This is a genomic window from Mesorhizobium sp. M0983, assembly GCF_040318975.1.
Lineage (GTDB): Bacteria > Pseudomonadota > Alphaproteobacteria > Rhizobiales > Rhizobiaceae > Mesorhizobium.
The window spans coordinates 49,554-73,391 of record NZ_JAMYNH010000018.1; the positions used below are offsets into that span (position 1 = coordinate 49,554).

A 23,838-nucleotide genomic window follows, 5' to 3' on the forward strand; every position below is an offset into this window, starting at 1 on the left:
CTATGGCCAGCCAGACCTGCTTCTCGGCCTTCTCGAACCGGAGAGCAGAACCTAGATGGCAAAAAAGCCATCGGCATATGAGGCAAAATCGTAGCTATCGGCGTCGTGCCGCTATGTCCGCATCCGCAGACAAACCGATGCATCGGATCAATTCACACCTGCCCCTGTCGCCGATATAAGATATGCCATGCCGCAGGAAGGCCTCATCGAGCCGCTTCCAGTAATCGAGCCGCGCAAGTACATTGTCGCAGAAGGCTACATCATCTACGCTGAGGTAGTCCAAATAACCACCGACCTTACCTTTTCGAACCTTGAAACTTTCCGGGTCGTCAGGATTGCGTGGTCGCAATTTTCCGCCATAGCGCGCACCCAGTTCTCCTGAGATTTCAGATTGCTGCATTCGTTTGAACGACCTACTGACGACCACATCAGCAAGGTTGGACTCGTCGAAGGACTTTCCCACAAAGTTTCCGACACTGCGCAAAGCGTCGTTTGTATCCCGCTGCATATCTTCATAGCGCAGAAGCGCAATTTTTCGCATGTAACTTGCGGCTGCGAACCACTGCAGATTGAAAAGGGCAATCTTCTCGACGCCGTGTTTGGGGCTCCTTACACATTCGCCTATCGGACCTGCTCCCAGCTGATGGCGTTTGCAAACCTGAAAATATCCAGACACCACAGTGTCGCGGGGGTCTCGCGTCAGAAATAGGATCCGCTGCCGTTTGTAGCGTGATTTGTCGGTGCTGATCTGTGCAATGTCACGCAGCTCCTTGTGGTCGGAACCATCATGCGTGTAAGCCGCATTGACGCCCAGATCGTCAAGCATTACGCGCAGCCACGTCCGCCCGGACTTGGGAAACGAGACGACAAGGAGTGGCGGCCTTTTTGCAAAGAAGTTGGACAACAATCTCAACTTAGGCCTCCGATTGCGAGCACTTTGATTGCGCAAAATCAGCGGTTGTAAATATCGATCAAAGCATTGGCGATCCGTTGCGAAGCTGGCATCTTCGGATCAATCGACAGATTGGCATTGAGGAAGTCCCGGCTTTGCTCAAAATAGGTCGGTCTTGACCTGACCGCAGCAAGGATATCGTCGACGAGTTGATGCTCCGACCATGTTGGTTTGAAAGCGCCCATAGGACTGTCGAACTCGACCATCGGCGAAACCAGCGGAAAGAGCACCACCGGAATGCCGCAGGCGATCGCTTCGTAAACCGTGGTGCTTGGGCGAGTTACTAGCGCCAGGGCGTCCGGGAGCAGTTGTGCGAAGTCTACGGGCGATTTGTTCGGCATGTCGACTTTTGCGAACATCGTAGGATGGACACTAACGACATGGGCAAGGCCGAGTTTCGCACATGCGGCTGCCACCGCTTCAATCGATTGGCGGTCTGCGAGGTCTTCGATATCCCCCTTGAAGTTCACCAGCACGAAAAGCCCTTCATCGTGCCTGGCGCCCGCGTTTTCGACAGCACGCTCAATTACCGGGGAGCCGACAATGTAGGTCGGTTGTCGTCGTTGCTGCAGCGCTGCCGGTCCCATCGACAGGATGTAGTCAGCTCTCACAAATCGATGCGGCTGCAGCAGTCTCGCACCTCCGATGAGGCCGACCACACGGACCATTCCGAAGTTGATAGAATCTATGAACCGCCTAAAAAATTGCGGTGCATAGTCATTTCCAGTCACCAGCATGTCGCAGGGTCTGATCGTCCGCTTGAGCTCAGCAAAGCTGATATGCGACATTCCCCGGGCGTTTAGTTCAGGGCGTGCGACGCCGCCGCGTTTCAATCCGTCAATATGCGCGAATACGCATTGAATGCCGCCGTCGACCAGAAGTTGAGCCGCATCAGCCAGCAGACGAACATTGTTGCGATTGTGTGGGACGAAGTAGACCGTCCTCGTCTCTGCCCTGCCGCGAGCGTAGATACGCCCCCGCCTGAACAGGTTTCCTGGATGCACAAGCCTGTACACCGCGAGGAGCCGCTGCACAAAGTCTTCGCTGATAAGAGAAGCCGACTTGTTCCCCGACCTACCCAAAGATATGCATCGCCCTCCAAGTCTTGAACCAGCCGCCAGCCGGCAGTTTACAGCGTTCTCGCCGTAAAAAAAGGCCCTTGACCACTTGGCTGCTGTGGCCTTCCTAGTGCGTTCGCGATGCCAGGCGTGGCGGAGTCAACTAGAGGCGATGAGTGAGCACATGTGGTGTCGCGCCTCGTCCATCACGTCGGCCCAGGGCCGTTCGCGCTTTGAGACCAGCACGGCCGAAGGATAGTAGGGCGTGCGGTCGCCCTCCACTGGCCACGAACGTTTGAAGCCGTCACCAAGGATGAAGACCGACGGGACGCCGAGGGCGCCCGCCAGGTGGGCCCCGGTGTTGCTGATGGTTACGACGGCGTCCATCGCTGCAACCTGCGCCGCGAACATGTCCATGTCGACAAGCTGATCCACGGTAGGGTCGTGCAACACACGTGTCGGGTCGCCATCGGTCAAGATTTTCAGGTCTGACTCGGTCCGGCCATATTGCAGCGAAACGAACCGAAGGTCCTGTCGGCCAAGCAGGGGACGCCACGCCGCCAGCGGCGGCAGGTCCTTGCCGGGATTGGAGCTGCCCCATGCGACGCCGACCAGCGGCCGGCCGTCCTCGCTGTAGCGGGCGCGAAGTTCAGCGACCCGCGCCGGATCCGGTTTAAGCGGGACGAAATGCTCCCGGATCGTCGCCTCATTGGTTTCGAACACAGCAGTCAGATGCTGGACGCCGGCAAAGGCCTGCGCCTCGGCGTAGGCGGCCTTGTTCCCGGGACCGACAGCCCGCACATCGGCAATGGGAAATGTCCGCTGAAACAACGGCACCAACCGATGCTCGACGAGCACGATCAATCGTGCGGCGCGGGCGAGCGCGCGGCCGACGGAACTCGCATGATGGATCGCGGTGGCCAGCCCCTGCTTCTCGGTCTCCATCAGGTCGACGAGCAGTACCTGGCCCGAGACATCCTGGCCGAGCCACTCACGCTCGACACGGCCTTCAACGATATGGCGCCGGGCGATCTTGAGTTCGGCCGCCGGGCCGTAAGCGCCCATCCGCATCAGCGCCTTGCCGAGCTCGTCGAGCAGATGTACCTCGCCCCTCGACTTCGCGATCGATGCTAGCGCCAGGGCTTTCGGCAGCGCGGCCGACCAATCGCGCGCCTCGATGCTTCGCCGATAATCCGCCATCTGATCGGCAATATCGCCGTCACGCCAGCGAAGGAAAAGCTGCCGCCGATGACTGCGGAACCAAACCTTGTATTTGTAGCCGGCAAGCGCGATAGCGCGGCGGAACCGGAGAAGAAATCGGCTATCGGCCATCAGCAACTCCACTGATGATTTGCCTGATCCGTCCACCTGCTTCCTGCATTGCGGACGCCCATGCCTGGCCGCCTTTTCTGACCAGTCGAACGCTTGGATATGTGGCCACGGTCTCGCCGAAGGCGGGCCACGACAGCCGAAACCCGTCGTCGAGCATGACGACCGTTGGGACGCCAAGCGCCCCCGCCAGATTGGCGCCGGTATTGCTGATCGTCACCACGGCATCGAGCGCAGCGATTTGCGCGGCAAAGCGGTCCATATCCGACAACTGGTCGACGGAAGCGTCATGGATGATGCGTCCCGGCACCCAGTGCTCGAACTCGGAGAGCGCCGGCCCGACATCGCCATATTGCAGGCTGACGAAACGTCCCGGCAGGCTGCCGAGCAACGCCCGCCAATCGTCCAGGGCCGGCAGGTCCTTGGCCTTGTTCAGGCTTCCCCAGGCAAAGCCGATCAGAGGACCGGGGCCGCGATCGAGGTAGGTGCTGCGCAACTCGGCGACCAATCGGCGGTCCGGGTCCAACGGGACGAAGGGCGCGCGTGCTGCCGGTTCATCCGGCCAGAAGTGCTTCGCCAGTGTCTCGAAGCAGGCGAAGACATCGGCGTCCACCGCCGCCACCTCCCCCTGTTCCTCCAGCCTGAGATCGAGCGCAGGATATGTTCGGCGATAGAGTGGCACCAGTCGCGGCTCGACCGAGACGATGCATCGCTCGGCAGCCGCGACCACCGGGCCAAGCAACGACGCGAACTGAAGGAAAATCGCAAGGTCGCCTTCGCGGCGCTCGACGGCAAGCCTGCGACCCGCAAGATCACTGCCATCCCATTCGGGCCTGCCTGGCATTTGCTTGCTCGACGCAATCAACTGCCAGGCACGGTTTCCGCCGCCGAGACGTCTGAGCCCACGCCCGGCTTTCTTGACAAGCCCGCGATCGCCAAGCTGCTCACCGAGCAGGCCGAGTGCCAGCGCATGGTCCCGGGCCGCCTTCCAGTCGCTTCGCTCGACGCTCTCCGCCATCAGCCTCATATGCCGTTCGACGCTTTCGTCGGCATGACGCGAGGGCCGTTTAAGAAGTTCCTTTGCTCGATCAAAAAGCGTCTGTAGCCGCTTGCCCGCGCCTGCTTGCGGGCGCAGGTCCGCAGCTTTTGCTTTTTGAAGGACGGATCGTCTGTTCGGCACGGCGATCCTCAACAGGCAGCGTCGGAATGCGTCGTCAAGATCGACGAGAGTCTTTGACCAACCTCGTCGAGCACCACCGACCACGCGCGCCCTTCCTTACGAATGACGACGCCCTTCGGATACCAAGGCGTTCGATCGCCGATGACTGGCCACGCCGTCTGAAAATTGTCGTCGATCAGGAAAATAGTCGGAATACCAAGTGCTCCGGATAGATGAGCCGCCGTGTTGCTGATCGTCACGACGGCATCGAGCGCTGCGACCTGTGCAGCGAACCGGTCCATATCGACCATCTGGTCAACGCTGTCGTCATAGATAAGACGCGCGTCATTGCCATTGCGCAGGCGCCGCAGCGCCGGCTTGATCTGTCCGTACTGAAGCGAAACGAATGTCGCTTGTGTCTGGGCGATGAACCGTGCCCATTCGGGGAAGTCAGGCACGTCCTTGGTGTGGGATTTGCTACCCCAGGAGAGGCCGACCAGCGGCAGATCCGTGATCGAGCGATAATGCTTGCGGAATGTCTCGACGAGCCCAGGATCTGCTCGCAGCGGCACGAAGTCGGCGGCAAGTTTCTCGGCATCGCGTCCGAACACCCAGGCGAGATCTTCGAAGGTCGCATGTTTGTCGCCGATCACATCCTGCTGCGCCGGGACCACGGTCGCCTTCGGGAACGTTCGCTGCAGAATTGATATGAGCCGCGGCTCTGCCCGAATTGTTGCACTTTGCGCATAGGCAGCGGCGGCGCCGGCCAGTCGCGCGTGGCGGATAACCCGGCCAAGGCTGCGCGGGTCATCCTCCACAAGATCGATCAGCAGTGTATCCGAACCGAGGTTCTCCCCGGTCCACTCGTTGGCATTTTTCCCCTTCCGCAGCCGGCGAGCGGTAAGCCGTAGCTCGGCCGCCCGGGCGAAGTTGCCCAGCCGTTCGAAGGCCTGTCCTGCCTTCTGCATCAGCTCGGCGTTGCGGGAACGGTCAGCCATGATGGCCATTTCATTGATACTTGCTTCAAGGCCTGTCCAGTCCCTGCACGCGATCAGCGCGTCGGCCTTGGCCTGCAGCTCAAGAACGGAATGAGGCTTGGAGCCGGCAAACAATGTCCGCGCGGCCTTTGTGTATCGGCGCAATCGCAGGCCTATCCCAGCAATCACATACCTGACATAGGAACCGTGATAAAAACTGGTCATCGCCGTCAGCGCAAAACGCTTTGCCGCAGCTGCTTGCTGCCCTCGACGATCGGGCCGGACGCCTCCAGGTGAAAGATCGAGCGATAAATTTCGCTGCGCCTGGCAAGCTCGTCATGAGTCCCGGCGTCCGCCAGAATGCCAGCGTCAAACACCAGGATGCGATCGGCTGCCTTGATGGTTGAAAGCCTGTGCGCAATGCAGATCACCGTGCGCTCGAATGCATCGTCGAAAGCAGCCTCCATGACCGCCCGTTCGTTTTCGCCGTCAAGCGCGGACGTTGCTTCATCATAGACGATTACCGGAGCATTCTTGAGCAGCGCGCGCGCGATGGCGACGCGTTGTTTCTGCCCGCCCGACAGGTTGGTGCCACTCGGCCCGACAAGAGTGTCGAGCCCGTTTTCAAGGCTGGAGGAAAAGCTGGTGACCCGGGCGAGGTCCGCCGCGGACTCGATTTCCTGATCGGTGGCGCCCGGGCGTCCGTCGCGGATGTTGTCGCGGATCGAGCCTTCGAACAGGAAGACATCCTGTGACACCAGTGCGATATTGTCGCGAACGTCGGCGAGGCCGATCTTGGAAATGTCCTTTCCGTCGATGAGGATCCGGCCCTTGTCCGGCTCAATGAGGCGCAGGATCAGATTGACGATGGTGGTCTTGCCGGCGCCGGAGCGGCCGACGATCGCCAGCTTCTCACGGGGCCGTACCTCGAAGGAAACGCCGTGCAGCGCCGGGCTGTTGCCTTCGTAGGAGAAGGCCACATCTTCAAAACGGATACCGCCCTCGACATCGGTGAGGCGCTCGCCGGCGGTTGCGAGTTGTCGCTGCTCGGGCGTATCGATCAAATCATACATCTGCTCAACCGCCACCATCTGCTTCTGGATATCGACATTGACGCGGGCCAGCCGCTTGGCGGGCTCATAGGCAAGCAGAAAGGCGGTTATGAAGGCCATGAACTCGCCCGGGGTCTTGCCGTTGCCGAGGGTCTGCCAACTGGCATAAATGACGAACAGCCCGATGATCACGCCGCCGCCGGTCTCCATCAACGGACTCATCAACGCTGACGTCCGGTTTATCTGGATGCCGCGCCTTTCCATCTTGCCGACGGCCTTTGCGAAGCTGGCGACCGCCTTGTCTTCGAGCTGAAAGGACTTGATGGTCCGGATACCTTCGACGGCTTCCGTGCCGATCGACTGGACCAGTGCAGCCAACTCCGTCTCGCCCCTTGCCAGCGCCTTGAGCTTCCTGGTTATGGCGCCCACCGACAGGAACAGCAGCGGCAGAACCGCCACGGATATCAGCGACATCATCGGATCCTGCTTGACCATGACGCTTGCCAGGCCAATCAGCGTCAGCACATCGGAGACGGTGCTGCTCGTGAGCGTCAGAATAACGGATGACCCGGCGCGCGCGTTGAACATGATCTTGGAGACGAATTTCGCCGGATGCTGATTGGCGAAACGACCGATGTCGAAACGCACCATTCGAGAAAACTGGCGGTTTTGCAGGTCCGAGACGATAGCCCGGCGAATCTTTCCCGTCGTGATGGTCTGGCAATAGGCGGCTATGCCCTTAACCAGGAAAATGCCGATGATTACGGCGCTGATACCCCATGCGGCGGCAGCGTTGCGTTCCACATAGATGCTATTGACCATGGTGCTCATGATCCAAGCCGACGCGGCGGTCGTCGCCGCAACGGCGATCGAACACAGCAAACCGGCGAGATACAGCGTTTTGTGCGGCGGCAGGTTCTCGATGATCAGACGCTTAACCAGCGGGTATGCCAGCACCGCCGAAATTCGTCTCTTTGCGCTCATTCCATTTCCCGATGCGATGTGCGTTGGTACCGGAGGGCCTCTGCTCTCTGCCGACCCGCACGATTTCGGGACGCCGCTTGAGCATCCGCGATAGTTCATATCCTATTCCATGTCTGTGGCTTCGTTCGGAGCCGCAGTCAATGCCGAACCCGACTCATTGAATGGCGACCGTCAAGGCTGCCGCACGGGCTCAATCGGCTCGGTGATACGCCGCGTCCTTGACAAGCTTTGTTCCTTCGGCTCAATCGTTTGCCAATAGCTTGGGTGCATTCTCGTGGTGGGCGAAAATAGTGTCTGACATTCACAACGTGCCCTCCAAGAGGGCTGCGACCAATGGTTGGTTTTCCGACTTGGTGTGTGCATCGACGTTCTTTGGGGTGGTATTTCCCGTCGGATTTGCACGCCGGTTGGTCAGAGTGATCTGCCGACGGCTCCAAAGAACGCATTCCAATGATACATTTTGGATTGAACGAAGAACCAAGAACGATTTGAACTCGATGACCAATCAGTTTTGAAGACAATTATGACCAATATATTGGGCATATCGGCTTTCTACCACGACAGCGCGGCCTCCCTCGTCGTCGACGGCGCCATCATTTCGGCGGCCCAGGAGGAGCGGTTCACCCGTCGAAAAGCCGACGAACGCTTCCCCTCAAACGCCATTCGGTCCGTTTTGCAGACCGGCGGTGTCTTGCTGAAGGATGTGGACTACGTCGTATTCTATGAAAAGCCGCTGCTAAAATTTTCGCGTCTGCTTGAAACCTATCTCGACGCCGCTCCTAGCGGATTCGATTCATTCCGAAAGGCGATGCCCGCTTGGCTGACGGGAAAATTATTTCAGAAGAGGATCATTTTCGACGAACTCCGCAGAATCGACCGCGGCTTCAAGGATCCATCCCGGATCCTTTTTTCCGAACACCACGTGAGCCACGCGGCCAGCGCGTTTTTCCCGTCGCCCTTTAACGAAGCTGTGGTTTTGACTCTCGACGGCGTTGGCGAGAAAGCAACCACGACAGTTGCGATCGGCAGGGGCGCAACTCTCGATGTCGTGCGGGAATTGCGGTTTCCGCATTCGCTCGGGCTTCTATACGCAGCGTTCTGTTATTATCTCGGCTTCAAGATAAACAGTGGCGAATACAAGGTGATGGGGCTGGCCCCCTATGGTGTGCCTCGGTTCAAATCGCTGATCCTGGAAAAGCTGGTCGACCTGAAGGAGGACGGAACCTTCCGTCTCGACCAAAGCTATTTCGCGTATGCCACTGGACTGAAAATGACGAACGCACGGTTCGCCAGCCTCTTCGGACAGCCGGTAAGGCGCCCTGATACCGATCCGTTAACTGATTTTCACATGGACGTTGCCGCGTCCATCCAAGGCGTCGCCGATGAGATCGTTCTTCGGCTGACCCGCAGCTTGGCACGAGATTTTGCAATTCCCAATCTGTGCATGGCCGGCGGTGTGGCGCTTAACTGCGTGGCGAACGGCAAAGTGCTCAGAGATGGTGCCTTCAAGAGAATCTGGGTTCAGCCCGCAGCCGGCGATGCCGGAGGCTCGCTTGGGGCCGCACTCGCCGCCTGGCATCTTAAACTCGGCGGTGAGCGGGTTATAGCCAAGCAAGATTCCATGAAAGGGAGTTATCTCGGTCCGGAATTCGGTCAGAGCGAGATCGAAGCGCAACTCAGCCGAGCCAAAGCCGTTTTCGAAGTCATGCCAACCGACCAACTGATCGATGCCACGGCTGCGGCGCTGGCCGACGGCAAGGCGGTGGGGTGGTTCCAGGGCAGGATGGAATTCGGACCACGGGCGCTTGGCAACAGATCCATCCTTGCAGATCCGCGGTCGGACCATATGCAGAAGACGCTCAATCTCAAGGTCAAGTTTCGCGAGAGTTTTCGTCCGTTCGCCCCCTCAGTCCTGTCGGCACATGTGTCGGACTGGTTCGATCTGGAGGGTGAATCGCCTTATATGCTCCTCGTTGCTCCGGTTAAGCAGAGCCGTCACCGCGCGATGACTGCATCCGAGGCCGCTATGTTCGGAATAGACAAGCTGAACGTCCGTCGGTCCGAGATTCCTGCCGTCACGCATGTCGACTATTCGGCCAGGATTCAGACGGTGCACGTCGAGACCAACCCGCTATACCACGCGTTGATCACCCGGTTTGAAGCGCTTACCGGCTGTCCTGTCTTGGTGAACACCAGTTTCAATGTGCGCAGCGAGCCGATCGTATGTTCCCCGACGGATGCTTTTCGCTGCTTCATGGGAACGGATCTGGACGTGCTGGTGGCTGGTAACTGCGTTCTCCATAAGCCGAAGCAGGATTCCGCCCTCGCAATGGACTACCGCGGTGAGTTTGAGCCCGATTGAGCACGCGCACGAAAGGCGTTGCTACATGGTGTCGAGATGAACGTGGTTAAAAAGCAACTTTGGAGAGCGCGGCGCACTTTGCGCAAAGGCCTCATTATGCTTCTAGGCGATAGGGCGCTGCTCCAGATCGGTTTCCCAGGCTTGATTGCCAAATGGGCTGGTTGCCCGACACCTTTGGTTCGGCCAAACCCCTATACCTTATATGAGCTGAATCCTGTGTGGCACTCGGGCAACGGCAGATCGAGACACAATAGCCTGGGCTTCCGGGGCCCGGAAACCGCCATGCCGAAGCCGGAGCAATGTCTAAGAGTTGTCTGTATGGGAGAATCGTCTACTTATTGTACCGGAATAGAAGACGATAGCCGTACTTATCCGCACCGGCTGGGCGAATACCTGAGGGATCTGAAACCGGGAGTCGAAATTGACATCGTCAACGCAGGAGTTGGCGGATATACCTCGGTCGAGAACGTTTTGAGACTTCTTTTCCACGTAGCACCATTGTCACCTAATCTTATCGTATACTACTATACCCACAATGATGTTCATCCTCGCCGACTGGACGGACTGTCTCGAGACTACAACCAGTATTCCTGCTCCTGGTTCGAGCCACCGTCAGGTGGCGGGCTTTCGGGTTGGTTCAAAAGACGGCAAAATCTGGCGACCGCGTATGTCGGGAACATTGTTCGACGTCGAGGCGATGGACGTCGAAATTCGAAGCACATTGCGCACAATCCACCAGACGCGTTTCGTGCGAACTTTAGTGCACTGGTCGTCCTCGCAAAGGCAGCCGGAGCCTCGGTTCTCTTCGTAAACCCCAATTATCGGCAGGAAGACCCAAACGATCCCGCTGCAAACGCGGTTTGGGAACACAGACGCATTGTGGAAGACATAGCCAAGCGAACCGGCACCTCGGTCGTTGATCTCCATGGATCGTTGCCTTACCTTTGCCAACGCAGCGAGACTTTGGATAGAAATTATTACGACGAGGTGCATTTCACCGAGAAGGGAGCGGATTCCGCTGCCAGGATTGTTGCCAACGCGATTATGGAACAGGGTCTTCTGAACTTTTCCAAAGAGAAACCTCTAATATACTGACGTATACGAGAGAAAAACTATGAATGTTTTCCATGAATAGTATATTTTTTTGGACATCCGCTGCTTTGCTGGTTGTAGCCGCAATAGCATTGGTGCGGATGGTCATAAAAAAACGAGGAAAAGCTGACGAGGAAGCTGAGCCGGAGGACAATTACCCTCTCTGGTAGGCCCTAATCCCTCGGTCTGGCTTGGGTTACGCCAGACGTGCGCGAGAGAGATCCCCCGGTCCCAAGGGCGCGGCTCATGTTGCGTTGCCGATCCACCAAAGGCGATTTCTGCACAACTGTCGGGGTCAGCGGACAGCCCGACAGACGCCTCAATGAAGCGTGAAGCGGGACCAGACTGCGCCGCGACAACATGCGCCAAAAGAACCGCATCTGAGGTCTGACGTCGTTCGAATAGTCAATCTTGAATCCTTCTGATTGCAGCTAGCCGCGAAGCGGACTACATGTCCGGCATTGCGGTTGGGGCCAGCTGTGACCACTATGGAGCGACTGTGCCATTTCTGGAGCGAGTTAAACGAAGGTACCTTCGGATACGCAATCGACTCGGATACGCCAAACCCGTCCGTCTGACGGCGTCGGATAAATTGAACGCGAAGTATGGCGACTTTGTAAGCTCTGGCGCCATTACTATACGCAAAAACCCCGTATTAACTTCTGACGATATATTCTTCACGATGGGGAGTTGCTTTGCGCAGGAAATTCGACGCGCGTTGACAAACAGACGCATCGCATGCGTCCCGTCCTACGGAAATATCAGCTTCGACCCCGCGGAGGCCATTGTAGATGAGCTGCCTCGGCAGGAACATATGAACTTCTACAACACTTTCACTGTTCGCCTCCAGCTCGAGCAAATGCTTGGCGTGTGGGATCAGGCAGACGACGACTGGTGGCAGGTCAAGAAACGCGTCCCTTGGGGCTCGGCCAGCTTTCAGGACCCGTATCGGCGCGGTATTTTCGCCAAATCTCCGGAAGTTCTCAAAGAGGTGATCGGGAGCGTAAACCGGGAGATGCGGGCTGGCTTCGATGCCGCCACGGCATTCATATTCACCTTTGGAATGACCGAGGTCTTCATCAACAAGGCCAGTGGCAAAGCAGCAGCGCAGAAGCCGCTCTATCTCGGCGGCGGCGGAATGCAGGAAACAACGCTTCACGTCAGCAGCTTTCAGGAAAACTACGCCAACGTGATGGCTGCCGTGGACATGGTCCGTGAACGCAAACCCGATGCGCCGATAATTCTCACGGTCTCACCGGTTGCATTGGCGCGCACATTTCAGGACGCGGATGTCGTCACCGCGAGCACTGAAGGCAAGTCCGTTCTTCGCGCCGTGCTTGGTCAAGTCTGCCGGGAACGGGACAATGTCCATTATCTTCCCTCGTTCGAGCTTGTCACCTATGGGGGCCTTGCTCGTAGCTACAGAGAGGACTTGCGGCACGTAAAGAACTCAGTCCTCGACGAGATCGTTGAGCAGTTCTTCAATGCCTATTTTGCTCCGTCTCAGGTGCCATCAAGCGAGAATTGATACCCGTGCCCTGCCGATTTCCATCATGGCTTTCGGCGACGTCCTCGCTTCATCCGATGGAGAGCCGCCGCAACCATTCAGGACTAGCCTGCCTTTATGACAATCGCCTGCCCCGTTGGAAGTTCGATAATGCCTTCCGGGCGGTTTTCGAAGAATTGGTCAAAGGCCTTTCGGGCTCCAGGACAGAGCGCGGAGCCGTAGTCATCGCATATGATGATGCCATGTGCGCACACCCGATCGTAGAAGAAGGCAAGCGCGTCACGCGTCGGCTCGTATAGATCGACGTCAATATGGACCAGGGCGAAACGCCGGTCGGCTACGCTGGGAAAAGTTTCCGGTATCCATCCCACATGAAAAGTTGTGTTGCCGAAGTCCGAAATATTCTCTCTGGCTACCCTCTCGTCAGTGCTGAGATCGCCGGACTTCCACGGCGTTTGGCCGTTTCGCTTGCGATCCTCTGCGGTCGGTTCCGAGAGGCCGGCGAACGAGTCGAAAAGGTGATAGTGCCGTGGCCGAAGATCGCTCATCAGCATGAATATCGTCGACCGGCCTTGCCTTACGCCGCATTCGGCCACATCGCCGTCGATCCGCTCGATCGATCGTAGGCAGCTTTGCAGGACAAAAGCTCGCGGATCTGGAATCCCGCGGATGTTTTTGACCCGCTGCAGTGCCTTGCGGAAAAATGGCTGGTCCTTCCAGACCATATGGCTGGAATAGACATAGAAGCCGTATCTGTCCGCCTTCTTCTGTGCGATCTTATACCAAGCCACGCCTCGGCGTTTGTTTGAAAAAACAGCAAGTGCCGCGTCTCTCAATTTCACCTGTATCCTCCAGCATTCGGTATGTGTTCTGATGACGGCAGAGAGAAACTCTGCCGTCATCAGACGCGAAATGACGTCGAGTTCCGACTGAAGGACATGGCCTTATCCCGCAACGAAGCGCTTCCGGTGCACGTAATAAGCCAAGATCGGGAATGGAACTCCCATGCACTGCGACTCAAGATCACGGTCACGTACCAGGCCGGTCCGGAAATTGGTCGATTGCCAGCGGAAGTTAGCACACTGCCCGGCTTAATCTGCGCGCCGCAACGATGGCGCGGCACCTCCTCATCACATATTTGCGCACAGCAGGGCAATGCCCGCAGCAGATGTGCGTCGAAAGTGTCAGGCGCCCTCGTCGCGCCTGGAGCGTCAGAGAGCCCAACTCGGCGACCAGGGAGATCAGGCCGTCGCGATCGCGGATCAGTCTCGCCGCGCTCGCCTTGGTCAGTCCCCTGCCCTCGAGATCCTGGAACGCTACGGTAGCCCTGGGCCGACAAACGGGAGCATAAATAGTTCCCCTGTCGGCAAGGCAAGCCATGTTTGTTCTTGCTTTGTGCCGGCAGCTATGCTACTAATTTGCTTATGGTGCTGATTTGCGCCAACGACCGCCTGCCGCGACATGCGGTTTTTCAGCCAGGCTCGACAAAGCTCGCCCGCATTGCGGGCCTTTGGCCAATCACGGTCGAGTGCCAGCCTTTTCGGCAGCTTCCGAGAAGGGAAATCGGAATAGCAGCTTCCGGTTCTCGTCGCAGATTTCGAAGGAAAGACCTGTCAGGACCGGGCTGCCGCTGAGCAGGCCCTCGGCCAGGATTTCCTTGGCCGAAGCCATGGCGTTATCCTGAGCCGCGGACAAACCGTCCAACTCCTGACCCTCGAAATCTTCCGTCAAGCGGCCGTCATTGTTTCGGAAGTGAAAAAAATATCTCGGCATGCCGGTTCCGGTTGGTCGGTTTATCTAATTTTAGCCTTCATGCGTCAGGTCGATCGAACAGCACCCCCAGCCCATGTTCGAACGCACATGCCGCAATCATGTCGTCCAAGGCTTTTCCGGAGACCGGGCAATTCGGCATGACAGCCCTGATGGCGATCTCAGCCGCTGCGGTAGAAACCTCATCGTGGCGCCTCTTCCTGGTCTCGATATATTGCTCGATCAGAATTTTCAGGCGCCGCGCTGCAATCTCGTCAACGACCATGGTTCTCCCTCGATTCGGCACAATGTCCGTCTTCCGGGGTCCGTCTTGCGGGTGAACGGTCCGCCGCCATTGGGTAGCAGCGGACCACTCGGCTGGGTGAGCCAACGGCCCGAGGCGGGGGTGTCTCGGACCGCCACCACAATAGCTTCGAGAGGCCACACGTTCCACAGGACGCTGCCGTTGGTAATTTTCGTACACTGAACATTGCCGCGGGCAGTCCGGGACTGTGTGATTTTTTGGCTAAGCCGCCGTCGCCGGATGCCGGATCAGCTCCGGCTTTGATAGCTGTAGATGCCGGCGCCGATCGCGACCGCTCCTACGGTTATCAGGATCGATGGCAGCCCCATCGACGTGGCGATGATCCCCCAGACGATGGCGACGGCAATTGCGCCGGCCGTTCCCAACACCAGTCTAAGCCGTTTCGACATTATCTGTTTCCCCCGAAAAGCGCATCTTTGGTCTTTTTCTGATCGAAATACCGCAATGCGGCACCATTGTCTGCGCTTTGTCCAACGTTTTTACGCCGCCCCTGAGCCCGACCGCTGAGGCGTAAGCGATCCGTATGCGGCCTTGTTGCAAACACCCGCTCGACAATGAGGAAGCTTGGGCGAAAGCCCGAGAAGCGAGGCGTCAGAAAGCGAGGTATCTATGCAAAATTTTCGGAATTTACTCCGGTTCACAATCATGGGCATGGCGGCCACGACAACCGCAATAGTCATCACAGGCCTTACCCCCGAGACAACCGAAGCGACTTTGATTTGCCATAGGGTGGTCTGCCAGAAGGCGAGCAATGAACGCAGTGCTTTCGGCACCAAATATCAGCGCAAGTGCACCTGCGAAAATGTAAGCGAGGGCGCTAACAACTATCCCTCCCCGCGCAACGCCAACAAGGGGCCCATCGGCGGTTCGAGCGGCACCAGCAGTTCAGGCGGCAGTAGTGGTTCGAGCGGCACCAGCAGCTCAAGCGGCAGCAGTGGTTCGAGCGGCACCAGCAGCTCAAGCGGCAGCAGTGGTTCGAGTGGCAGCAGTGGTTCGAGTGGCAGCAGCGGCTCGAGCGGCACCAGTGGTTCAAGCGGCAGCGGTGGTTCAAGCGGCAGCAGCGGCTCGAGCGGCACCAGTGATTCAAGCGGCAGCAGCGGGTCGAGCGGCACCAGTGGTTCAAGCGGCAGCAGCGGTTCGAGTGGCAGCAGTGGTTCAAGCGGCGGCAATGACGGAACAAGCAGCGGCGGATCCAACGGCAGCGGTGGAGTGTAGCAGCTGCTCAAGTGGCTCCAGCGGCGGCGGGTGGGCACACCACGTGACCCGCGCCGGCCGCCCACGACGATCAAACCCTCACGACAACGGGAGTAGTAGCTTGACGCTCCAACCGAAATCCGCGACCGCGCCCCTCACCGGCCTTGCAGGACTGCTTGGTCTTGCGCTGGCCGTCGGGGTGCTCGTCGACAGAAGCTGGCCTGTGCATTTGCAGGCCATGACTGTCATTGCAGCTACCGCGGCAGCGATGATCGCGGTCGACACGGCCTATTTCCAGACGTTTCGAAGGCGTTCAACGGGATTGCAGGCAAAGCCGATGCGAGCGCTTGAAGTCGAGCGCGTCATGCGCAAACTCATCGGCTTCATCGTCACGCTCACGACGATTGCCGCAGTCTACTGGATATTGCCGGAATACCGGCGTGAGTTTTACGCCCCCTACTGGGCAGCTCTCTACGACACCTTGCCGGCGCTGCTCGTCGCCGCGCCGTTTTATGTTGCTTATGTCGATCGCCGGCAAACCGATCCGGAAGATTCATATGCCGAAATCGGTGCATTCGTCCTCGGCGGCGCCGTGCCGCAAAGGACTGAGCAGATACGCCAGCATGTGCGGGGCTGGATCGTCAAAGGCTTCTTCCTGCCGCTGATGTTCGTCTATCTGTGCTCCGCGCTAGGTTCGATCCTGGCCGGACTGGAACAACCGTATCAATTCGACATCATGCGCTGGCACGCTTTTGCAATCGATCTCCTGTTCATGGTGGATGTCCTTGTCGCGGTCGTCGGCTACATTTTCACGCTGCGCGTCCTCGACAACCATATCCGCACCGTCGAGCCCACTGTGTTCGGCTGGCTGGTTTGTCTTGCCTGTTATGAACCCATGAATGCCGCCACCCATGCCTACCTGAATTACGAAACGGGCGTCAACTGGACGGCGGTGATGCCCACACCGGCGCTCCAGGTTTTCTGGGGATCGGCGATCGTCTTCTGCGTCTTGATTTTTGTCTGGTCCACCGTGAGCTTTGGCCTGAGATTTTCCAATCTCACCAACCGCGGAATCATCACCTGCGGACCGTATCGCTGGATCAAGCACCCCGCCTATGTTTCGAAAAACCTCTCCTGGTGGCTGGTCTCCGTCCCTTTCCTCACCGCCACGGGACCCGCTGAAGCGCTGCGGCACTCCGCCATCCTGCTCGGGCTCAACGCCGTCTATGCACTTCGCGCCATCACCGAGGAACGCCATCTGTCACGCGACCCCGATTATGCCGCCTATTGCGATTACATCGCCGAGAACGGTGCTGTAGCCCAGTTCAAACGACTGTTCGCGAAAGCGAGTCGGTCGCCGATCGGGCGTTCCGGCTGAATGATATCTTGTTTTGAGGGTTAGCGGCAGCTGGCGCTATCGTCGCAGCGCATCCGCGCGATGCCGATCCTCGCCGCTCACCGGCAACGGCCTATCGCCCTCGAGCAGGCGGGTGATCCGGGCGAAGCCGGCAAAAGCCTTTCTCGCTTCCTCGGCCGACATCCGGCCGGCCATGGCCGCAGCACAGCAATTCACCGCACATTGGTAAACCGGCCCGCGCCGCCCGGCCGGCCATTTTCGCAGGAATGCCATCGCTTCGGCAACGCTGTCGATTTCCTCCACAGGCTGTCCCTGTCCGCGCAAAATCCGCACGGGCGAAAAGAATTGCAAGCGGTCCATCATTTCCTCCCCGTCGACCGGATGCGTGCGATCGAACCCCACTAAACTCGCGAACTGGCCCTTTGGTTCCCGGCAAAAGAGGCTTGCCATGAAAAATGTTGGCTGGACGGCAAGCTCCGGCAGTCCCAATTGCGCGACATCTTGCCGTTGTACGGGAACGTTAGCGCGACTGATGCATTTCGATCCCACGAGCAGTCTTTTTGAGGGAAATGCCAAAACATGAGATTAGCCCATGTGGCGCCGCTCCATGAATCCGTGCCACCCCGGTTCTATGGAGGGACGGAGCGCATCGTCTCCTATCTGACCGAAGGATTGGTCGAGCTTGGCCATGACGTGACCCTGTTCGCCAGCGGCGATACCAAAACGTCGGCGAAATTGGTGGCGTGTCGCGAGCGTGCGCTGCGTCTCGATCCGCGCCCCCACAAATCCGAAACCGCGGCACATCTCTCTATGCTTGCCGAGGTGAGGAACCGTGCGCAGCAGTTCGACGTCATCCACTTCCATCTCAGCCACTTCCTGCATTTTCCTTTCTTCGAACACATGCCCGACCGGACGGTGACAACACCGCATGGCAGGCTCGACTATGTCGATCTGGCGCCGGCCTACGAACGTTTTCCGCGCTTTCCGATGATCTCGATTTCCCGCAGCCAGAGAGCCGGACTCGCCAAGGCCAATTGGCTGGCGACCATCCATCACGGGCTGCCGATCGATATCTACGAGCCGACTTTCGAGACGGATGCGGACGAGCCGTATCTGGCCTTCCTGGGCCGGCTGTCGCGCGACAAGCGCCCCGATCGTGCCATCGAGATCGCCTTGCGCTCCGGGCTGAAACTGAAGCTTGCGGCAAAGATTGGCGATGACGACCGCGCGTTTTTCCACGACACGGTCGAGCCGCTGATCGACGGCGACCGTGTCGATTATATCGGCGAGATCGAAGAGGACAGAAAGGCGGAATTCCTCGGCAAGGCGGCCGGCCTGCTGTTTCCGATCGATTGGCCGGAGCCGTTCGGCCTTGCCGCGATAGAGGCGATGGCCTGCGGCACGCCGGTAATCGCCTGGAATTGCGGTGCCCTGCCGGAGATCATCGACCACGGCGTGACCGGTTTCCTTGTCGATACAGTCGACGCTGCGGTCGCCTCGATACCGGAATTGCTACGCCTCGACAGGCGTCAGGTGAGAGCCGTATTCGAGAACCGTTTTTCTGCCACGAGAATGGCCCACGACTATGTGGCAGCCTATGCGCACCTGATCGGTGCTCCCGGTGAAGCGAGAGCGTCCTGATCGGCGTCATTGTGGAAGTTGAGAACGAAACGACAGAGTTTGTGACGAATGAATCAACTCGACGAGCGTAAGCTTGATCCCGCCGTAGCCCTTGCCTCTCTCGACGAGGTCGCGCCTCGGGAGCCGCACCGGCTGTTCGCCCTCAAGCAAGGCGACTGCTTCGCGGTGGCCGACGCCTATGGCGACATCCGCGGCGCCGGCGACGGCTTTTTCCGAGACGACACGCGTGTGCTTTCGGAATTTCGGTTGACGGTCGGTGGCCGGCAAATGTCGCTGCTCGGCGCATCGCTCAGCCAGGACAATGTGCTTTTCACCTCGAACCTGACCAATCTGCCGATTCAGAGTGTCGGTGGCCGGGATATTCCGCAGGGCGCGATCCACATAGAACGCGTCAGGCTGCTTTGGCAGGACCGGCTGTTCGAGCGCATCACCCTTTCCAACTACAGCCAGGAATCGTCGGCCATTCGGGTTTCCTTGCATTTCGCAGCAGATTTCCGTGACATGTTCGAGGTGCGCGGCTCGACCCGGCCCAAGCGCGGGATAGCCCATGCCGCCGAGACCAGTCCGACGTCCGTGGTGCTTCGATATGACGGGCTGGACCAGCTTGTGCGCCTGTCGGCGATCTCGTTCTCGCAAGCCCCGGACAATTTGACCACCAACCGTGCGGATTTCCTGATTGCGGTGACTAAGCGCAGCAGCGAGGTCCTCTATATCGAAGTCGGCCCGGAAGTGGCGGAGACACCCGACCGCGACCGTTTTCGGGCTGCCGCCGCCCGCGCTCGCTTCGGCATGCGCGCCAAACGCCGCCACGGCGCGACGGTGCACAGCTCTGGCCGCGTCTTCAACGACTGGATCGAGCGCGCGCGCGCGGACGTGGCGTTGCTGACCACCGAGCTTGCAACCGGACCTTACCCCTATGCCGGCATACCCTGGTTCTCGACGGCGTTTGGCCGCGACGGGGTGATCTCCGCACTGCAGATGCTGTGGTTGAATCCCGGGCTGGCGCGCGGCGTGCTCGCCTTTCTCGCCCAGCATCAGGCAACCGAAACGTCGCCGTTCAGCGATTCGCAGCCGGGCAAGATCATGCACGAGACCCGCAAGGGCGAGATGGCGGCACTGCGGGAGCTCCCGTTTGGCCGCTATTACGGCGGTGTCGACACCACGCCGCTCTACATTCATCTCGCTTGTGCCTATGCGGATCGTACCGGCGACATGGCGTTCATCGACAGCCTGTGGCCATCGCTCTGTGCTGCGGCCGAATGGACCGAAGAGATAAGCCGCGCGACCGGGTTCGTTACCTATCAGCGCGGCGCCGAGTCCGGCCTCGCCAACCAGGGCTGGAAAGACAGCTTCGATTCGGTCTTCCATGCCGATGGCCGCATGCCCAAGGGGCCGATCGCCCTGGTGGAGGTGCAAGGCTATGTCTTTGCCGCGTTCCGTGGGCTGGCAGCGCTCGCCCGCCGCCGTGGCGAGGACGACAAGGCCGATCATTGGGACGAACGCGCCGAAACCACGCGCACCGCGGTCGAACGCCATTTCTGGATGGACGATCTCAATTTCTACGCCATGGCGATCGACGGTGCCGGCGAGGTCTGCAAGGTACGGACGTCGAATGCCGGCCATCTCCTCTATGTCGGGCTGCCCGAGCCGGAACGGGCGCAGTTGGTCGCCGATCAGCTGCTCTCGGCGTCGTTCCACTCGGGTTGGGGCGTCAGGACGCTGGCCGACGATGCGATATTCTTCAATCCCATGTCTTACCACAACGGTTCGATCTGGCCGCACGACACTGCCATGTGCGGTGCCGGCCTGGCACGTTATGGCGTACGCGACAGCGTGGTGCGGCTGATGAGCGGCACGTTCGAGTCGGCTGTCCATTTCAACATGCGGCTGCCGGAACTGTTCTGCGGTTTTACCAGGTCGCCGGGCGAAGCGCCGATCGCCTATCCCGTCGCGTGCCTGCCGCAGGCCTGGTCGGCGGGATCGGCCTTCATGTTGATGCAGGCCTGCCTTGGCCTGGAAATCGATGGCTGGGACGGTGAAATCCGGGTCACCCGCCCGAGGCTGCCGATCGGCATCGACACGCTGACACTGCGGCATCTGGGTGTCGGCTCGGCGGTGGTCGACCTCACATTCCAGCGTGTCGGCGATCGGGTCGTCGCCTTTCTCGCCGATCGGTATGAGGGGATGGTACCGCTCATCGTGCGCACCTGACGCCGCCTCGCAGCGGCGCATCGAAAACGACGCGCGGCACCGCAATCGTCCGGAACCGATAGCCTCTTTGTGCGTTGCAAAAACGGGCGGCGTGGGAACTGTTGTTGTCGCACGGCAGCGAACCAGAAAAACCAATAAAAACGGCTATCGGCGGCCGGAGGCGAGATCACATTCCATGTCAGATTATACTGTAGACCTGCTCTGGGTTTTGCTGATTGCAAGTTTTGGCTTTTCCGCTTTTGCCATTCTCCTATCGATATCCCGCCAGCGCCGCGGCCGCGCAACGGCGGCCGCATACACGCCGAGCGAGGATGTCGCATCGGAAGCGGCACGCAAGGTGCTGCGCGAGTTCGAAAAGAACGGCCAGTCGGCCGACGCGGCGCTGGTCACATGGTCGCCCGACACATTGCGTAAGATCCTGGCCGACGACCTGCCGGACGCACAGGTCATCGTCGTGTCCAACCGCGAACCTTACATCCACAACATCAAGGATGACGGGGTCCAACTTCTGGTGCCGGCCAGCGGGCTGGTTTCGGCACTCGAGCCCATCACTCGCGCCTGTGCCGGAACCTGGATCGCCTATGGCGGCGGAACGGCAGACCGTCTCACGGTCGACAAGGACGACCGGGTGCAAGTGCCGCCAGGCAATCCGTCCTACACGCTGCGCAGGGTCTGGCTGACGGAGGAGGAATATCAGGGCTATTATCTGGGCTTCGCCAATGAGGGCCTATGGCCGCTTTGCCATATCGCCTTCACCCGCCCGATCTTTCGCGCCTCGGACTGGGACGCCTACGAGGCCGTCAACCGCAAGTTCGCCGATACGGTGGTTGCCGAAGCACGCAACGAGCGGCCGATCGTGCTGGTGCAGGACTACCACTTCGCGCTGCTGCCGCGCATGATCCGCCAGCGCCTGCCGGACGCCATCATCATCACCTTCTGGCACATCCCCTGGCCCAATTCGGAAGTGTTCAGCATCTGTCCGTGGCGTGAGCGGATCCTGGAGGGATTGCTCGGCAGTTCGATCATCGGCTTTCATACCCAGTTCCATGCCAACAACTTCACCGAAAGTGTCGACCGCTTTCTGGAGAGCCGCATAGAACGGGCCGACGCGGCGATCTCCTATGGCGGACAGACCACGTTGGTCCACGCCTATCCCATTTCCATAGAATGGCCGGCCCAATTGCTGGCAAGTTTGCCGTCTGTCGAGGAGTGCCGCGCCCGTGTCCGCGATAGATTCGGCCTGTCTGCGGAGACCAAACTATGCGTTGGCGTCGAGCGCCTCGACTACACGAAAGGCATTCTCGATCGCTTCCATGCCTTGGACGAATTGTTCACCAGATATCCCGAATGGATAGGCAAGGTGGTTTTCCTGCAGATCGCGGCGCCGAGCCGGGGGACATTGCCGGCCTACCAGCAACTCCATGACGAATGCCGCCGCTGTGCCGAGGAGCTCAACCGGCGCTATGGCAGCGAGACATACAGCCCTATCCTGATGGTCGCCGAACATCATCGGCAGGAGCAGGTCTACGAGGTCTATCGCGCCGCCGACATCTGCATGGTCACCAGCCTGCATGACGGCATGAACCTTGTCGCCAAGGAATTCGTCGCGGCGCGCGACGACGAACAGGGCGTGCTTTTGCTCAGCACCTTCGCCGGCGCCTCGCGCGAATTGCTGGAGGCACTGATCGTCAACCCCTACGATGCAGCCATGATGAGCGAGGCGCTGTTGCAGGCGCTGACGATGACGCCGGAAGAGCAGCGCGAGCGTTTGCGGCCGATGCGCGAGATGGTCCGCGACAATAATGTCTACCGCTGGGCCGGCAGCATGTTGCTGGATGCCGCGCGCCTGCGCAAACGCGGCGATCTCGACAGGGTGACCGGAACTGGCGAGCGCCCGCCGTCGAACACCAACAACGTCATCTCGATGTTCGAGCGGGCACGGAAGGCAGCGTCGTGAAAAGCTTTGAACAACCGCCGGCGCCGGACCTGCCAGAAGGGCAATGGGCGCTCTTCCTTGACATCGACGGAACCCTGCTGGAACACGCTGCCCATCCCGACGCGGTGTCGGTCGGCGAGGAATTGCGCAATCTGCTTGGGCACATCGAGCAGCGGCTGGATGGTGCGGTCGCCTTCATCACCGGCCGCTCGATCCCCGCTGTGGACAAGCTGTTCCACCCGCTGAAGCTGAGGATCGCCGGCCTCTATGGGCTGGAGCACCGGCTGACGCCGACGGGTCCGATCGATGCCGCCGACGCGCCTGCCGACATCGCCGCCCTTGCCGACGAGATCGAGGCCGAATTGGGCAGCGGCAAGGTCTATGTCGAGCGCAAGGGTCCGGTCCTTGCCGTCCATACAAGAGCAGCGCCGCAACTGCTTGCGCCGGCAATCCAGTTGATCGAACAGGCATTGGCCCGGCTTCCGAAGGGTTATCGGGTGCTTCCCGGAAACGCCGGCGTCGAGCTCATGCCTCTGGAAGCCGTCAAAGGTGCTGCCATCCGGCGTTTCATGGACATTCCGCCCTTTGTCGGCCGGCGGCCGATATTCCTCGGAGACGACACATCGGACGAACACGGTTTCGAGGCCATCAACGAAATTGGCGGCATCTCGATCCGCGTGAAGCCGAACGGACCGACGGCCGCAACCTATGTCCTCGATGGCGTGACCGGCGCAATAGCCTGGCTCGGGGCCAATTTCGAAGTCTCGCCGGTCTCCGGTGCTCGACCGGCCGACAACAAGGCAGAGACCGAATCAAGGGCGAAGCTCAATATCGCAGCCACGGCAGCGTCCGGTCGATAAGCGCGTTTCTCATTGAATATCTTTAAGCCCAAAGCCGGCAGATCGTCTGCTTGCCGGTTCCCCTGCGTCAGGCTTAACCTGCGTGCCACGCGT

The 23,838-nt window shown here is 59.4% G+C and carries 20 protein-coding genes; 8 read left to right on the forward strand and 12 right to left on the reverse strand.

Annotated elements, in window-relative coordinates; all coding sequences use genetic code 11:
• Positions 1–94: 94 nt before the first annotated feature.
• From NKH71_RS25715 to NKH71_RS25740, 6 genes are all read right to left on the reverse strand, one after another.
• Positions 95–949, reverse strand: a complete 855-nt coding sequence (locus tag NKH71_RS25715) for a sulfotransferase domain-containing protein (RefSeq protein WP_353040565.1) — start codon at positions 947–949, stop codon at positions 95–97.
• Between the two features lie 2 nt (positions 950–951).
• Positions 952–1,968 (reverse strand): glycosyltransferase family 28 protein, encoded by a 1,017-nt coding sequence (locus NKH71_RS25720; protein WP_156948027.1) that lies wholly within the window; start codon positions 1,966–1,968, stop codon positions 952–954.
• Between the two features lie 201 nt (positions 1,969–2,169).
• Complete coding sequence (locus NKH71_RS25725; RefSeq protein WP_352494620.1) at positions 2,170–3,342, reverse strand: glycosyltransferase family 9 protein; 1,173 nt, start codon at positions 3,340–3,342, stop codon at positions 2,170–2,172.
• Positions 3,332–4,366: a glycosyltransferase family 9 protein gene (locus NKH71_RS25730; protein ID WP_352790191.1), complete on the reverse strand. Its 1,035-nt coding sequence runs from the start codon at positions 4,364–4,366 to the stop codon at positions 3,332–3,334. Before NKH71_RS25730 ends, NKH71_RS25725 begins: the two co-directional genes overlap by 11 nt.
• A 161-nt stretch (positions 4,367–4,527) precedes the next feature.
• On the reverse strand, positions 4,528–5,496 hold the full coding sequence (locus NKH71_RS25735) for a glycosyltransferase family 9 protein (protein WP_352790188.1): 969 nt from the start codon (positions 5,494–5,496) through the stop codon (positions 4,528–4,530).
• 209 nt (positions 5,497–5,705) lie between these two features.
• Positions 5,706–7,511, reverse strand: coding sequence for an ABC transporter ATP-binding protein (locus NKH71_RS25740; RefSeq protein ID WP_051409617.1), 1,806 nt, complete (start codon positions 7,509–7,511; stop codon positions 5,706–5,708).
• A gap of 523 nt (positions 7,512–8,034) precedes the next feature.
• Between NKH71_RS25740 and NKH71_RS25745 the strand changes: the two genes are divergently transcribed.
• The 3 genes from NKH71_RS25745 to NKH71_RS25755 all read left to right on the forward strand — a co-directional run bounded on the left by NKH71_RS25745 (position 8,035) and on the right by NKH71_RS25755 (position 12,493).
• Positions 8,035–9,873, forward strand: coding sequence for a carbamoyltransferase family protein (locus NKH71_RS25745; RefSeq protein WP_352494617.1), 1,839 nt, complete (start codon positions 8,035–8,037; stop codon positions 9,871–9,873).
• Positions 9,874–10,155: 282 nt separating this feature from the next.
• On the forward strand, positions 10,156–10,968 hold the full coding sequence (locus NKH71_RS25750) for an SGNH/GDSL hydrolase family protein (RefSeq protein ID WP_352895407.1): 813 nt from the start codon (positions 10,156–10,158) through the stop codon (positions 10,966–10,968).
• Between the two features lie 589 nt (positions 10,969–11,557).
• Positions 11,558–12,493 (forward strand): GSCFA domain-containing protein, encoded by a 936-nt coding sequence (locus NKH71_RS25755; protein WP_352895408.1) that lies wholly within the window; start codon positions 11,558–11,560, stop codon positions 12,491–12,493.
• Between the two features lie 83 nt (positions 12,494–12,576).
• Here the strand turns inward: NKH71_RS25755 and NKH71_RS25760 are convergent, their stop codons facing one another.
• From NKH71_RS25760 to NKH71_RS25780, 5 genes are all read right to left on the reverse strand, one after another.
• Positions 12,577–13,314: a TylF/MycF/NovP-related O-methyltransferase gene (locus NKH71_RS25760; protein ID WP_352790180.1), complete on the reverse strand. Its 738-nt coding sequence runs from the start codon at positions 13,312–13,314 to the stop codon at positions 12,577–12,579.
• A 676-nt stretch (positions 13,315–13,990) separates the two neighbouring features.
• The gene (locus tag NKH71_RS33510) at positions 13,991–14,245 is read right to left on the reverse strand and encodes a DUF6894 family protein (protein ID WP_023717696.1); all 255 of its coding nucleotides are present in this window, start codon (positions 14,243–14,245) and stop codon (positions 13,991–13,993) included.
• Between the two features lie 37 nt (positions 14,246–14,282).
• Positions 14,283–14,507, reverse strand: a complete 225-nt coding sequence (locus NKH71_RS25770; protein ID WP_023717697.1) for a hypothetical protein — start codon at positions 14,505–14,507, stop codon at positions 14,283–14,285.
• Positions 14,508–14,773: 266 nt separating this feature from the next.
• Complete coding sequence (locus NKH71_RS25775) at positions 14,774–14,935, reverse strand: hypothetical protein (protein ID WP_023717698.1); 162 nt, start codon at positions 14,933–14,935, stop codon at positions 14,774–14,776.
• A gap of 435 nt (positions 14,936–15,370) precedes the next feature.
• Positions 15,371–15,772, reverse strand: a complete 402-nt coding sequence (locus tag NKH71_RS25780; protein WP_352895409.1) for a hypothetical protein — start codon at positions 15,770–15,772, stop codon at positions 15,371–15,373.
• A 32-nt stretch (positions 15,773–15,804) separates the two neighbouring features.
• On the opposite strand from NKH71_RS25780, the gene NKH71_RS25785 reads away from it, so the two are divergent.
• On the forward strand, positions 15,805–17,118 hold the full coding sequence (locus tag NKH71_RS25785; RefSeq protein WP_352895410.1) for a methyltransferase family protein: 1,314 nt from the start codon (positions 15,805–15,807) through the stop codon (positions 17,116–17,118).
• A gap of 36 nt (positions 17,119–17,154) precedes the next feature.
• On the opposite strand, the gene NKH71_RS25790 is transcribed toward NKH71_RS25785, so the two are convergent.
• The gene (locus tag NKH71_RS25790; protein ID WP_502900417.1) at positions 17,155–17,586 is read right to left on the reverse strand and encodes a DUF982 domain-containing protein; all 432 of its coding nucleotides are present in this window, start codon (positions 17,584–17,586) and stop codon (positions 17,155–17,157) included.
• A 90-nt stretch (positions 17,587–17,676) separates the two neighbouring features.
• On the opposite strand from NKH71_RS25790, the gene NKH71_RS25795 reads away from it, so the two are divergent.
• From NKH71_RS25795 to otsB, 4 genes are all read left to right on the forward strand, one after another.
• On the forward strand, positions 17,677–18,738 hold the full coding sequence (locus NKH71_RS25795; protein ID WP_352494611.1) for a glycosyltransferase family 4 protein: 1,062 nt from the start codon (positions 17,677–17,679) through the stop codon (positions 18,736–18,738).
• A 48-nt stretch (positions 18,739–18,786) separates the two neighbouring features.
• A complete protein-coding gene (locus NKH71_RS25800) occupies positions 18,787–20,949 on the forward strand; it encodes an amylo-alpha-1,6-glucosidase (protein WP_352494610.1) in 2,163 nt (720 codons plus the stop codon).
• Positions 20,950–21,124: 175 nt separating this feature from the next.
• On the forward strand, positions 21,125–22,906 hold the full coding sequence (locus NKH71_RS25805; protein WP_352482652.1) for an alpha,alpha-trehalose-phosphate synthase (UDP-forming): 1,782 nt from the start codon (positions 21,125–21,127) through the stop codon (positions 22,904–22,906).
• Positions 22,903–23,745, forward strand: a complete 843-nt coding sequence (otsB, locus tag NKH71_RS25810) for a trehalose-phosphatase (RefSeq protein WP_023717704.1) — start codon at positions 22,903–22,905, stop codon at positions 23,743–23,745. Before NKH71_RS25805 ends, otsB begins: the two co-directional genes overlap by 4 nt.
• Positions 23,746–23,838 lie beyond the last annotated feature (93 nt).

Coding starts and splice junctions, on each gene's coding strand:
- NKH71_RS25725 (WP_352494620.1), bottom strand. CDS start 3,342: ATGGCCGATAGCCGATTTCTTCTCCGGTTCCGCCGCGCTATCGCGCTT.
- NKH71_RS25730 (WP_352790191.1), bottom strand. CDS start 4,366: ATGAGGCTGATGGCGGAGAGCGTCGAGCGAAGCGACTGGAAGGCGGCC.
- NKH71_RS25735 (WP_352790188.1), bottom strand. CDS start 5,496: ATGGCTGACCGTTCCCGCAACGCCGAGCTGATGCAGAAGGCAGGACAG.
- NKH71_RS25740 (WP_051409617.1), bottom strand. CDS start 7,511: ATGAGCGCAAAGAGACGAATTTCGGCGGTGCTGGCATACCCGCTGGTT.
- NKH71_RS25745 (WP_352494617.1), top strand. CDS start 8,035: ATGACCAATATATTGGGCATATCGGCTTTCTACCACGACAGCGCGGCC.
- NKH71_RS25750 (WP_352895407.1), top strand. CDS start 10,156: ATGCCGAAGCCGGAGCAATGTCTAAGAGTTGTCTGTATGGGAGAATCG.
- NKH71_RS33510 (WP_023717696.1), bottom strand. CDS start 14,245: ATGCCGAGATATTTTTTTCACTTCCGAAACAATGACGGCCGCTTGACG.
- NKH71_RS25770 (WP_023717697.1), bottom strand. CDS start 14,507: ATGGTCGTTGACGAGATTGCAGCGCGGCGCCTGAAAATTCTGATCGAG.
- NKH71_RS25775 (WP_023717698.1), bottom strand. CDS start 14,935: ATGTCGAAACGGCTTAGACTGGTGTTGGGAACGGCCGGCGCAATTGCC.
- NKH71_RS25795 (WP_352494611.1), top strand. CDS start 17,677: ATGAGATTAGCCCATGTGGCGCCGCTCCATGAATCCGTGCCACCCCGG.
- NKH71_RS25800 (WP_352494610.1), top strand. CDS start 18,787: ATGAATCAACTCGACGAGCGTAAGCTTGATCCCGCCGTAGCCCTTGCC.
- NKH71_RS25805 (WP_352482652.1), top strand. CDS start 21,125: ATGTCAGATTATACTGTAGACCTGCTCTGGGTTTTGCTGATTGCAAGT.